This is a genomic window from Flavobacterium chungangense LMG 26729 (assembly GCF_000735715.2).
Lineage (GTDB): Bacteria > Bacteroidota > Bacteroidia > Flavobacteriales > Flavobacteriaceae > Flavobacterium > Flavobacterium chungangense.
Genome location: NZ_JASY01000003.1, coordinates 102763 through 115155 on the forward strand (window position 1 = coordinate 102763; position 12393 = coordinate 115155).

Below are 12393 nucleotides of genomic sequence, written 5' to 3' on the forward strand. Positions count from 1 at the left end.
GATGATAAAAGAAGAAAATATAACAACTGAGGCGACTAAGACAGACAATAAACAAGCCATTATAGAAATCAAAGATTTGCACAAAACTTTTGGAAAAAATAATCATGTTCTCAAAGGGGTAGATTTTGTTGTTTATAAAGGCGAGGATTTAGTTGTTTTAGGACGTTCCGGTTCAGGAAAATCAGTAACGATAAAGTGCATCGTAGGTTTAATACAACCTGATAAAGGCGAAATAAATGTATTTGGCGAAAACATTTTAGAGCTTCCAAAAGCAGAATTAAACGAAATGAGAGTCAAAATTGGTTTTTTATTTCAAAGTGGTGCTTTGTACGATTCCATGATCGTAAGAGAAAATCTGGCTTTTACACTAAGAAAACACAAACGTGACTTAAAACCTGAGGAAGTAGAGAAAGAAGTTATTGAAGCTCTTGATAATGTAGGTTTAAGTGAGGCAATCGATAAAATGCCTTCAGAATTATCCGGAGGAATGCGCAAAAGAATTGGACTTGCCCGCACCTTGATTTTAAAGCCCGAAATCATTTTGTATGATGAACCCACAACGGGTCTGGATACGATAACATCAAGAGAAATAAGCGAATTGATACTGGATATAAAACACAAACGTAAAACAACTTCTATCATTATCACACATGATATGGCCTGTGCAAAATTGACTGCAGATCGTATAATTGTATTAAAAGAAGGTAAAATTCAGGCAGAAGGAACTTACGAAGAATTAGAAAAAAGTGAAGATGAATGGGTACGCTCATTCTTTGAATAAAATATAAAATCAAAATCATGGAGAAGCAATCTGGATATACTTGGAAATTAGGAATGTTTGTAACAATAGGTGTGCTGCTTTTTATACTGGCGGTCTATTTTATCGGAAAACAAAAAAATCTTTTTGGTTCTACCTTCCGCATTACATCAAGTTTTAAAACCGTGAGTGGTTTAGAAATTGGTAATAACGTAAGATTCTCCGGTATCAACATTGGCACTATAGATGAAATTCAGCTGGTAAACGACTCTACTGTTGTAGTGGGAATGATAATTAAGGATGATGTTCGCGAATTTATTAAAACAGATGCCAAAGCCAGTATTGGTTCTGATGGTTTAATGGGTGATAAAGTATTGACCATCACACCTGGTGTCAAATCGCAAAAAATAGTTGAAAATAATGCACAAATTGCCTCATTAAGTGGAATTGAAATGAACGACATCATGAAAAGTGTCAAAAAAAGCATGGATAATGTAGGCGTAATTTCTGAAGAATTGGCCATTTTCAGTCATAGTATGAACAATGGAAATGGTGCTTTGGCAAAACTAATTCGTGATCCGGGAATGGCAAATGCTATGGATAAAACACTTAACAATCTGGAAAAAGGAACAAAAGGTTTTAGCGAAAACATGGAAGCTGCTAAAAGTAATTTCCTGCTAAAAGGTTATTTTAAGAAAAAAGAAAAAGAGAAAGAAGAGAAGTTGGAAGAAGCAAAAGAAAAAAAGGAAGAACAACTTGAAAAGCTTGAAAAAGAAAAAGAGGAAAAATTAAAAGAAGAAAAGAAAAAAGCAGAGGAACAAGCAAAAAAGGCTGAAGAAGCCAAAAAAGAAAAAGATAAAAAATAAATGATTCAAAATCTACTCCTTATGAAGATCAAGCTTCAATAATTTTTCAACCAGCAGTGAATAAAAAATATTTATATGCAAAGTAAATTGAAACATATAAGCCTTAAAATTGCCAAAATTTCAGGAATAGTAATAGCATCAGTTTTGCTGTTACTATTTTTGATTCCGTTACTTTTTCCCGGAAAAGTAGCTTCTGAAGTTAAAAAAATTGCTAACGAAAGACTTGACAGCAAAATAGAATTTTCTAGATCCAGATTTTCTTTTTTTACACATTTTCCATCATTGACAGTCTCCCTCGATGACGTTACACTTACCGGATCAGCACCTTTTAAAAAGGATACTTTATTAAAAGCAGAACAGGTTGCTTTTGGAATAAATATTAAAAGATTATTATTTGACAATGAAGTAAAAATCAACAAACTGTATGTTTCAAAAGCAGATATAAATTTAATGGTAAATCAAAAAGGGCAAGCCAATTATAATATTTACATCGCCCCAAAGGACATTAAAAAAGACACCAGCACTACCGAAGAAGGAACCGCAATTCGATTGGAGCGCATTGATTTAAAAGACTGTCATGTAAAATACAATGATCGTTCGGCTAAAATACTGATAGATGCAAAAGGCTTTAACTACATTGGAAAAGGAAATTTAAGTGAAGATATTTTCGACTTGAATACTGATGCCAAAATTGATAACATTGACTTTTATTATGACAGAACTGCGTATCTTAAAAAAAAAGAACTGCGTGCTGATTTAATTACCCGAATCAACACACATGCTCTTTCTTTTATTCTTCAAAAAAATGAATTAAAGATCAACAAATTACCTTTAGAATTTACAGGATTATTTACCATTTTAAGAGACGGATATAAAATCAATATCAACGCAGCATCAAAAAATACAACTGTAAAAGATTTGTTCTCGGTTATGCCTCCGGAATATTTAACATGGCTTGAAGAGACCGAAATTTCAGGTAAAAGTGATTTACTTTTTACTTTTAAAGGAAATTACAATGTCGCTAAAAAGCAAAAACCGGATCTTGCTTTTAATTTGAAAATTAATGAAGGAGCCATTAATTATCAGAATGCTCCTGCCCCATTAACGGATTTTCAAATGAATCTGAATGCTATTATGCCTTCACTTGAAATTGAAAAACTTTTAATCAATTTAAAAACTTTCAAATTTAAAGTTGGCGAAAAAGATTATTTCACAGCTTATTTACGAAGCAAAGGTTTTAACGAAATGAATGTAGATGCGAGTGTAAAAGGAGCATTAGATCTCGCTACACTTGATGCTGCTTTGGGATTATATGCTCTCGATTTAAAAGGAACCCTGAGAACTGATATTCAGGCAAAGGGCACTTTTAGTGCTTCAAAAAAATTATTTCCTAAAACAAGAGGCGGAATAGCATTACACAACGGCTGGCTAAAAACGGATTCCTATCCAAACCCTGTTACTAACATTACTTTTGTAGCCAATGTACTTAACAAAGCCGGTACTTATAAGGATCTGATTGTAGCAATTGCGCCAGCTTCTTTTGTTTTTGAAGGAAATCCAGTGTATGTAAATGTAGCACTTTCTGACTTTAATGATCTGGCATATAATGCAAAAGTAAAAGGTGAACTTAATGTGGGCAACATTTATAAAGTATTTGCCCGAAAGGGAATGAACATTTCAGGTTATGCAAAAGCGGATCTTTCGCTTCAGGGAAAACAAAGTTACGCTACATCCGGTCAGTATGACAAATTAAATAACAGGGGCACTATTTTATTAAAAAATATCAAAACAACATCAGAACTTTTTCCAAAAGCATTTTTTATCAAACAGGGAAACTTCAGATTTCAAAACGAAAAAATGTGGTTTGAAAAATTTTATGCCTCTTATGGAAAATCCGATTTTGACATCAACGGCTATCTGATAAATACAATCAATTATTTTTTAGAATCTAATGGAACTTTGAGCGGAAATTTCAATATGAAATCCAAACTTATAAATGTTGACGAATTTATGGCACTTGAAAAAGGCGAAAACAAAGATCGGAATTTAGAAGTTGCCTACGCAAAAGAAGACCATCCTAAATTAAGCGGAGTAGTAATTGTACCAAAAAACTTAAATGTAAAGCTTACTGCAAATGCTGATAAAATTGAATACAATGGGCTTGTTTTTAATAAACTTAATGGAAAAACCGGTATTTCTAAAGGAAATTTTTATTTAGAAAATGCTGTATTCAATATTATTGACTGTGCCTTGGTGATTGATGCTTCCTATAAGGATGAATCGTCTACAGCAGCACGTTTTGATGCTCATTTTAAAGCAAAAGATTTTAGCGTTCAAAGAGCCTACAAAGAAATTCCGATGTTTCATGATATGGTCACCGCTGCAGAAAAAGCAGAAGGAATTATCTCCGTGGATTATAAAATTAAAGGTGATTTAAATGGAAACATGAGCCCTATTTATGAGTCTTTTGAAGGAATGGGTACTATAAATTTACGCGATGTAAAAATTAAAGGCCTCAAATTATTTGACGGAATAAGCTCAAAAACTGGACAGGAGGGATTGAATAACCCTGATATGCAAGGCATTGAAATCAAATCAAGAATTGATAATAACCTCATCCACATTACTCCTTTTACTTTTAGCGTGGCGAGTTTTAAACCCACAATAAAAGGAACGACCAGTTTCGATGGACTTTTAGATCTTAGGATGCGTTTAGGACTCCCTCCTTTTGGAATTATTGGTTTTCCAATTACCATTACGGGTACTCATGAGGATCCTAAAATAAAAATATTCAGTAAAACCGGAAAAGAAATACTCGATGCTGTCTACAATGAAAAAAGCAATAAAGTAGTCAGGAAAGAAAAAGTTAAGGCAAAATAAAAACATCAACGAAAAGATATTTATATAAATCGTTGTCAAACCTACTAAAACATGAAATTACGTTCAACAGAAAGTTTCTGGCCACTAAAACATGCAATGGATACGAGTTATCCATCCATAGATTCAGATATAAATACGCAAGTTTTAATTATTGGAGGTGGAATTACCGGAGCATTAATCGCTTATAAACTTATTAATGAAGGAAAAAAGGTAGTACTTGTCGACCGACGTGATATAGCTAATGGCAGTACTGCAGCAAGTACGGCCTTGCTTCAATATGAAATTGATGTTCCTCTGCATGAGCTAATAAACTTAAGAGGTGTAGCATGTGCCGTTGACAGCTATAAAAACGGAAAAAAAGCAATTTTCGATTTAAGAAGCATTATTGATGATATAAAAAGTGACTGCCAATTTGAATTTAAAAAGAGTATTTATTTTTGTTCTTTTAAAAAAGACCTTCCTTTTCTAAAAAATGAATTTATTGCAAGAAAAAAGTATGGCTTTGATGTAAATTGGCTAGAAAGATGGGATTTGGAAAAATTTGGATTAAATGCTCTCGCAGCTATCGAATCCAATACTGCGGCTGTATTAGATCCGTATAGGTTTGCGCACGATTTATTTGTTTATTGCAGAGAAAACGGAATGAAAATTTTTGATCGTACCAATATAACATCAACCAAGGATTTAAACGGTAAGATGATTGCACAAACCGAAAATAAATATAATATCGTTGCTGATCATATCATACATTGCAGCGGTTACGAAAGTACCGAAACACTTACAGAAAAAGTCGTAAATCTAAAAAGTACATATGTTATAGCATCTGAAAGCATTCCTAATTTATCAAGTATATTTAAAAATGCTGTTTTTTGGGATACTTCTAAACCTTATTTATACTTTAGGTCGACTACTGACAATCGAATAATAATGGGCGGTGGCGATGAAGATTTTAAAGACCCAAAAAAACGAGACAAATTTCTACCAAAAAAGGAGAAGTTTCTTTTAAATAAATTTCAAAAAAAATTTCCCAGAATCAATTTCAAGATAGATTACTCCTGGGCTGGAACATTTGGCGAAACTAAAGACGGTCTGCCTTATTTTGGGAAACCGGATCCGGATAAAAACGAACACTATATTTTGGGATTTGGCGGTAACGGAATTACTTTTAGCATAATGGCAATGAATTCGATTATGGATTCTATTAAAGACAAAGAAAATCCTGATTTGGAATATTACAGGTTTGGCAGGTAAAATTTGCTGAGGATTGTCCTGATACTATAAACCGTAAATTTTTATTTTTGTAATTCAAATCAGTTACATTTATCTGATTGATTAATAAAAAGAACAAACTGCTGTTAACAGTAATAGCCATCGTATGTCAAAACTTAAAGTAATAAGAGAATCACATAATCTGACTCAGGAAGAATTATCTGAAAAATCAGGAATTTCGGTAAGAACTATTCAACGTATTGAAACAGGAAAAAATCCCAAAGGCTATACCCTTCGTATGCTGGCAAAAGTATTGCAAGTAGAAGAAAACAAATTACTTAGCACAGAGTCAAAACAAAACATTGCACAAATTGCAGAAGAAAAAGAAAACTCAGAAGAATCGATTCCGGTGAACTATTCGTATCTAAAATTAATCAACCTGTCTTCAATTCCATTTATTATAACTCCACCGTTAAATATTATTATTCCGTTAGTTTTGATGTTTACTATGAAACAAAAAAACGTTTTATCAAAACAACTCATTTCAATTCAAATCGTTTGGACAATTTTAGCACCTATTGTGTTTATGACAGGCATTTTTTTGAAACTTGGCCACAAGTTTACTTTAATCCTAATGATACTTATTGCTTTGTCTAATGTATTTATTGTTCTTCGGAATGCAATAGAAATCGACAAGACCAAAAAGCTTCATTACAAACTGAATTTCAACATGATATAAATCCTGTCGGATTATTGTCGGGTTATTGTCGGGTAGAATTTTAGGTCTGCAAAGAGGAGTTTTTAACCTTTGTCAAAAATAATTATACAAAATTTATTATGGCAAAAAAAATTCTCTTAAGCATTATCGTTGCTTTTATTTTTAGTCTAAACAGTAAAGCTCAGGTTGACAAAAATTCAGCTCTCTATAAAACAATCCTGTCAAAAGACAGTTTACTATTCAATATTGGTTTTAATACCTGTGATATAAAACAGTTCGAAATTTTGTTGAGTGAAAATCTAAAATTTTACCATGACAAAGACGGCTTTTCTGATAAAGCAAAATTTCTTTCTGATCTAAAAAACGGGCTTTGCAAAAGTCCTGAAACTCGTCAGGTAAAAAGAACTTTAGTAAAGGAAAGTACGCAGATTTTTCCGCTTTATAAAAATGGAATACTCTATGGAGCGGTGCATAATGGAGAACATCTGTTTTCTGAAAAACGGGAAACTCAAAGCGGAATTGCAAAATTCAGTAATCTTTGGAAATTAGAAGATGATGTATGGAAATTAGCTGTATCATTTAGTTTTGATCATCAGCCATATGAAAATAAACGAATAGAAAAACCAATTTTTGATAACGATACCGAAATTGAAAAATGGCTGAAAAACAATAATGTACCAACATTAGGATTAGGAATTATTGAAAATGGAAAACTGAAACAGATAAAGGTTTTTGGAGAAATTACAAAAGGTATCTCTGCACCCTACAATACTATTTTTAATGTAGCTTCTTTAACCAAGCCTGTTACTGCAATAGTTGCCTTAAAATTGGTGAGTTTAGGGAAATGGAAACTAGATGAACCTATTTATAAATATTGGACTGATCCGGATATTGCAAACGACCCGAGAAATAAAAAACTTACAACAAGGCTTATTTTGAGCCATCAGACAGGTTTTTCAAATTGGCGATGGATGAACGAAGATAAAAAACTTGGTTTTGAGTTTGAGCCTGGAACAAAATATCAATATTCAGGTGAAGGAATGGAATATTTAAGAAAAGCATTGGAAAAAAAATTCAAAAAATCACTTCAGGAATTAGCCGATGAAATCATTTTTAAACCATTAAATATGGCTGATACAAAATATATCTGGGATAAAAATGTAGATGTATCAAGACTTGCTGTTGGCTATGATAAAGAGGGTAATGCTTATGAAACAGTAAAAAACAAAACACCAAATGCAGCAGACGACTTATTAACTACAATTGCAGATTACGGAAACTTTTTAGTAAATGTAATGAACGCAGAGGGACTCTCTAAAGAAGTTTTTAATGAAATGAATTCACCTCAGACAGCAAGTAGAAAAGGAAAACATTTTGGTTTGGGATTTGAAATTTATGATTTGGGCAATCAGGAATATGCATTATCTCACGGAGGTTCTGACTATGGTGTTCAAACAATTGTATTTATTCTTCCAAAGACAAAACAAGGCCTCTTGATTTTTACCAATTCGGACACAGGTGGTAACTTATATGAACCTTTACTAAAACATTATTTAGGAGATAAAGGACAAAAAATATTTGACATCGAAACAAAATAAAAAACTACCCATAATTTTTTGACCATTTTAAAACTACAATGCATTAAAAATTAACCCTGATTGAATTATTAGACCAGGGTTAATTTTTAGATAATTCTAATTGGGGAAAAAAGTAGTTATGCGGTAATAGCGAACTGATTTTGATTGAATTTATATTCTTTTGGACTACAGTTGAATTTTTGCTTGAAGATTTTAGAAAAATAACTTCTGCTTGTAAAACCAATGCAATACACTATTTCGGAAATATTTAAATCTGAGTTTTTAATTAAAATTTCGGCTTTTAATATTCGCATATGAGTGATAAAATCGTTGACCGTTCTGTCATGGATCATTTTAAAACCTTCCTGCAGTTTGTTTGGTGATAAACCTGATTTCTTGCTAAGCGATTTAATGGTAAATTGCTCTTCGGGAGTTTCTTTTATAAGATCTGAAAGTTTTTTTATTTCTTCCATTTCCTTTAGAGTAAGGCAGTTTGTTTCTTTCAAACAATTATTCATATCATCAGAATGCTGCTGAATCTCCATTGCCAGAATAATTTTCAAAATACCTTCTTTCAACAAATTCCGAACAATTCCGGTTTGGGTAACAGCATTTAATTGTTCTATTTTTTCTGCTATTTTCAAATTATATGAACCGAGATAGAAAAAATTTCCATCCCTGTTTTTTTCAAAGAAAGTTTCTTTTACTTTAAAATTGAAAAAATTATTTTCAGATGTATCAGCATTTTGAGTTCCTACTACAATTAAAGTAACTCTGGTATTGGTGTTTTTGTCGAAAAATAAAATATTATCTTCTTTTTGCTTTGATGAAACTATCGCAGTCTGAAATTTTTTTAACTTTCTTTCAACTCCGGACATTCCAAAACTATGTGATAAACTTCCCTTAGAACAATAAGCAAAATAAACTGGCGAAATATCCGGATTCCCAATACTGATTTTTACATCTTCAGAAAAAGTCATATCAAACTGTAAACAAGAAACTGAATCACTGAAAGAGGATCCTACAATGCTGCCTTTGGCAAAATTATTGCTGACTTCTAAGGCATATTCGTCTGAATCAAAAATTATTTCTCCTCCTAAGCTTAATGTTAGTTCTTCAAATATATTTTTAATCTTATCGTTATGTATAGTTACTATTTTCATTTGGGCGGATTTAAATTTTAAATATATCTTTAGTCAACAAAACACAGATTCATTATTTTAATTGAAAAAAACCTGAACTACAAAATTCGTTCAGAACACCATTAATTATGTTATATAATTTTTGAGTTTTGTTTTATAATTACTTCTATAACATTCTCTTATTCGTTTAAATATGAAAAGTTTTTCTTTTGCTCCAATTGCTCAACCCAATGCAACAATTCTGATTTTAGGAACAATGCCCGGTACAAAATCACTTGAAATACAACAGTATTATGGTCATATAAGAAATAATTTCTGGCGGTTTATGTTTGAAATTTTGGAGGAAGATTTCTCTACTGATTATAAAATGAGAAAGGTCCTTTTACTGAAAAATAAAATCGCCTTATGGGATGTTTTGCAATTTTGTGATAGAATTGGAAGTCTGGACAGTGCTATTAAAAATGAAATCACAAATGATTTTGAACTTTTTTTTAAGCAGTACCCCAATATTAAAACTATTGTTTTTAACGGACAGAAAGCAGCAGCCTTTTTTAAAAAACATGTTTCATTAAAAACCACTGATTATCATTTTATAACCATGCCTTCAACAAGTCCTGCCAATGCCGGCAAATCATTTGACACAAAGCTGAATGAATGGAAAACCATCAAAGAATTTATATAGGTTTGAATGATATAACATTATGAATTCAAAATGTAAAATATCAGGCAGATGTTTAAATAATTTTATCATTATAAATTTTAAACATATAAATTATGAAAAAGATACTTTTAATAAGCAAAGTAGTTTTAGGAACAGGAATTTTGTTATTGAGTTTAAATTCTTGTAAAAATGAATCAAAACAAGAAGATCCAAAAGAAGTTGCTGAAGACCAAAATGAAGCTAAATTTGACAGCATTGATTCAAAAGAAGATGATTCTGAATTTTTAGTTGATGCAACAGAAATAAATCTGGCTGAAATCGAAATTGGAAAACTTGCTCAATCAAAAAGTACAAATGCCGAAGTCAAAAAATTTGGTAAAATGCTGGTAGACGAACATACAAAGTCAGCCGGAGAAGTAAAAACTATTGCAGACAGCAGAAATTTTTCATTACCAACTTCGATTACTGAAGAAGGGAAAGAAGAATATAACAAACTAAATGAAAAATCCGGTGTCGATTTTGACAAAAAATTTGCCGATATGATGATTGACGGTCACGAAAAAGCAATCGATAAATTCACTAAAGCCGCAGAAAAAGCAAATGATCCGGAAATAAAAACATGGGCTTCAAATAATGTTGCCGCTTTGACTGCACATCTTCAACATGCTAAACAACTTAAGCAGGATTTAGATAAAAAATAAAATTGGTTACTTTAGATTTATTTAGGTTAAAAGCTATTCTATTTTAGGATAGCTTTTTTTAGATTTACAAGAAAATAATTATGAAAACACAATCTTACAAAAATCATGTACGGTTTTACCCACCGCATCATTTTGTATATTATCCAATTTTGATAGTGTTCATGCTTTTTGCAATTTACTTTGCATTTACAACTACTGAGAAACTTTTATGGGGATTTATAACCGTGATTTTTATATTCCTTTTTTGTCTCGCCTTTATGCTGCGCCAGCATTATGCTTTGATTTTACAAAACAGAATCGTTAAACTTGAACTTCGGTATCGCTACTTTGTACTTACCGGAACCAGATTTGAAACTATTGAATATAAATTTACTGAAGACCAGCTTTTTGCTTTTCGATTTGCTTCAGACACTGAGTTTTTATCTTTAATTGATCGTGCCCTTGCAGAAAATCTATCCGGCGATGCCATCAAACAAGCTATTGTAAATTGGAAGGGGGATTATAATCGTGTGTAACAACACAGGAAACCTACTAATTGAGTATGATTGAGAATAAAAAACTTTTTGCGTTCAGCACGAATAATTTTAATCTTCAAAAAATGAGTCGTTTGATTTTGTAAATCAAACGACTCATTTTTTCTTTTATTCTACCTTATATTCTGAATTATCCAATTGAAGCACCACATTTTGATAACGTTTACTAAGCGAGAACAACTGTTCAACAAAAATCATAATGGCTAATGGGATAAAGAAGAATGAAGTTAAATCTTCTTCATATAAAAAATAGGTTGTTACAATAAAAATTCGGCCATATTCCAGATAATACATCCATTTTCGCTGTTCCAGTAAAGCACCGCAATTCACTAATGTAATCAGGATAAATGCTAATACAAAGACTTTATCAATCCCATCTAAAAGATCAAAATAATAAGTAAAAACAGTTAGAATCAAAGTACAGATTCCTAATTGAATATAAAGGTAATTTCTAAATCGCAATCTTTGATGTGGATTGCTTTTATCCTGCAAAAATCGTTTTTCTAATGTTGGCCTAATATCCTGATCCATGTGTGCAGGACTACCAAAAACAGCTTTCCATCTCGCTTTAAAACCCTTTGAGCGTTTCCATAATTCATAAATCTCGAAGTAATAATGAGTATGCTGCCACAGAAAACTATAGCTTTTTAACGGATGGGTTAAACCGTATTTTGGTTTCTCCTCCTCTTCTTGAAAAGTTCCAAAAATACGATCCCAAAAAGTAAACATATCTCCGTAATTCTTATCTAAATATTTTTCGTCAGAGGCGTGATGCACTCCGTGAATAGAAGGTGTTACAAAAACATATTCCAGCCATTTTATTTTACCGATAAGTTGTGTATGGGTAAAAAATGAATAGGCTCCATGCACAATCAGCATAGTAATAACCATAGCCGGATGAAACCCGGCAAGCGGAAGAACACACCAAAAACCAGTTCTTACGACAGCCTGAAAAGTAGTAATTCTGGCAGCAGCAGTAAAGTTAAATTCTTCGCTATGGTGATGTACAATATGTGCCGCCCAGAAAAAATTAACTTCATGCCCAAGCCTGTGATACCAATACCACACAAAATCAGTTGCAAGAATTAAGGCAAACCATACAAAAATATTGCTCGGAATATCCAACAGCCTGTAATTGTTGTAAATAAAATAATATAACTGATAAAAACTTGCAGCAATAAAAAGATTAATTAATCTTTCTGCAATACCAATACTAATATTCGAAACCGAGCTTTCGTAATTGAAAATCTCTGGTTTTTTTCTGCGCTGCATCAACTTATATTCCAAAAATAAAAAAATGAAAAACGCAGGCATTGCAAACGCAAGGAAATTAATATGTTCCATTTTTA

Annotated in this window: 11 protein-coding genes; 9 read left to right on the forward strand and 2 right to left on the reverse strand. The window is 32.0% G+C overall.

Annotated features, from left to right (window positions below):
* Window position 1 precedes the first annotated feature (1 nt).
* The 6 genes from JE46_RS08110 (at window position 2) to JE46_RS08135 (ending at window position 8028) form a co-directional block, all read left to right on the forward strand.
* Window positions 2-781: an ABC transporter ATP-binding protein gene (locus JE46_RS08110; RefSeq protein ID WP_031454766.1), complete on the forward strand. Its 780-nt coding sequence runs from the start codon at window positions 2-4 to the stop codon at window positions 779-781.
* Between the two features lie 17 nt (window positions 782-798).
* Window positions 799-1623, forward strand: a complete 825-nt coding sequence (locus JE46_RS08115) for an MlaD family protein (RefSeq protein WP_031454767.1) — start codon at window positions 799-801, stop codon at window positions 1621-1623.
* Between the two features lie 75 nt (window positions 1624-1698).
* Complete coding sequence (locus JE46_RS08120; protein WP_031454768.1) at window positions 1699-4503, forward strand: AsmA family protein; 2805 nt, start codon at window positions 1699-1701, stop codon at window positions 4501-4503.
* A 51-nt stretch (window positions 4504-4554) separates the two neighbouring features.
* Window positions 4555-5754, forward strand: a complete 1200-nt coding sequence (locus tag JE46_RS08125; RefSeq protein ID WP_031454769.1) for an NAD(P)/FAD-dependent oxidoreductase — start codon at window positions 4555-4557, stop codon at window positions 5752-5754.
* Between the two features lie 124 nt (window positions 5755-5878).
* Entirely contained in the window at window positions 5879-6451 is a 573-nt protein-coding gene (locus JE46_RS08130; RefSeq protein ID WP_031454770.1) for a helix-turn-helix domain-containing protein, read from the forward strand.
* Between the two features lie 98 nt (window positions 6452-6549).
* Window positions 6550-8028 (forward strand): serine hydrolase, encoded by a 1479-nt coding sequence (locus JE46_RS08135; protein WP_031454771.1) that lies wholly within the window; start codon window positions 6550-6552, stop codon window positions 8026-8028.
* 116 nt (window positions 8029-8144) lie between these two features.
* Here JE46_RS08135 and JE46_RS08140 read toward each other — a convergent pair whose 3' ends face one another.
* The gene (locus tag JE46_RS08140) at window positions 8145-9170 is read right to left on the reverse strand and encodes a helix-turn-helix domain-containing protein (RefSeq protein ID WP_031454772.1); all 1026 of its coding nucleotides are present in this window, start codon (window positions 9168-9170) and stop codon (window positions 8145-8147) included.
* 172 nt (window positions 9171-9342) lie between these two features.
* On the opposite strand from JE46_RS08140, the gene JE46_RS08145 reads away from it, so the two are divergent.
* The 3 genes from JE46_RS08145 (at window position 9343) to JE46_RS08155 (ending at window position 11026) form a co-directional block, all read left to right on the forward strand.
* The gene (locus JE46_RS08145; protein WP_031454773.1) at window positions 9343-9831 is read left to right on the forward strand and encodes a DNA-deoxyinosine glycosylase; all 489 of its coding nucleotides are present in this window, start codon (window positions 9343-9345) and stop codon (window positions 9829-9831) included.
* A gap of 92 nt (window positions 9832-9923) precedes the next feature.
* Window positions 9924-10511 (forward strand): DUF4142 domain-containing protein, encoded by a 588-nt coding sequence (locus tag JE46_RS08150; RefSeq protein WP_031454774.1) that lies wholly within the window; start codon window positions 9924-9926, stop codon window positions 10509-10511.
* Window positions 10512-10591: 80 nt separating this feature from the next.
* Window positions 10592-11026 (forward strand): DUF6526 family protein, encoded by a 435-nt coding sequence (locus JE46_RS08155; protein ID WP_031454775.1) that lies wholly within the window; start codon window positions 10592-10594, stop codon window positions 11024-11026.
* A gap of 126 nt (window positions 11027-11152) precedes the next feature.
* Here the strand turns inward: JE46_RS08155 and JE46_RS08160 are convergent, their stop codons facing one another.
* Entirely contained in the window at window positions 11153-12388 is a 1236-nt protein-coding gene (locus JE46_RS08160; RefSeq protein ID WP_031454776.1) for a sterol desaturase family protein, read from the reverse strand.
* Between the last annotated feature and the right edge of the window lie 5 nt (window positions 12389-12393).

Coding starts and splice junctions, on each gene's coding strand:
- JE46_RS08125 (WP_031454769.1), top strand. CDS start 4,555: ATGAAATTACGTTCAACAGAAAGTTTCTGGCCACTAAAACATGCAATG.
- JE46_RS08115 (WP_031454767.1), top strand. CDS start 799: ATGGAGAAGCAATCTGGATATACTTGGAAATTAGGAATGTTTGTAACA.
- JE46_RS08150 (WP_031454774.1), top strand. CDS start 9,924: ATGAAAAAGATACTTTTAATAAGCAAAGTAGTTTTAGGAACAGGAATT.
- JE46_RS08135 (WP_031454771.1), top strand. CDS start 6,550: ATGGCAAAAAAAATTCTCTTAAGCATTATCGTTGCTTTTATTTTTAGT.
- JE46_RS08145 (WP_031454773.1), top strand. CDS start 9,343: ATGAAAAGTTTTTCTTTTGCTCCAATTGCTCAACCCAATGCAACAATT.
- JE46_RS08155 (WP_031454775.1), top strand. CDS start 10,592: ATGAAAACACAATCTTACAAAAATCATGTACGGTTTTACCCACCGCAT.
- JE46_RS08160 (WP_031454776.1), bottom strand. CDS start 12,388: ATGGAACATATTAATTTCCTTGCGTTTGCAATGCCTGCGTTTTTCATT.
- JE46_RS08120 (WP_031454768.1), top strand. CDS start 1,699: ATGCAAAGTAAATTGAAACATATAAGCCTTAAAATTGCCAAAATTTCA.
- JE46_RS08110 (WP_031454766.1), top strand. CDS start 2: ATGATAAAAGAAGAAAATATAACAACTGAGGCGACTAAGACAGACAAT.
- JE46_RS08130 (WP_031454770.1), top strand. CDS start 5,879: ATGTCAAAACTTAAAGTAATAAGAGAATCACATAATCTGACTCAGGAA.
- JE46_RS08140 (WP_031454772.1), bottom strand. CDS start 9,170: ATGAAAATAGTAACTATACATAACGATAAGATTAAAAATATATTTGAA.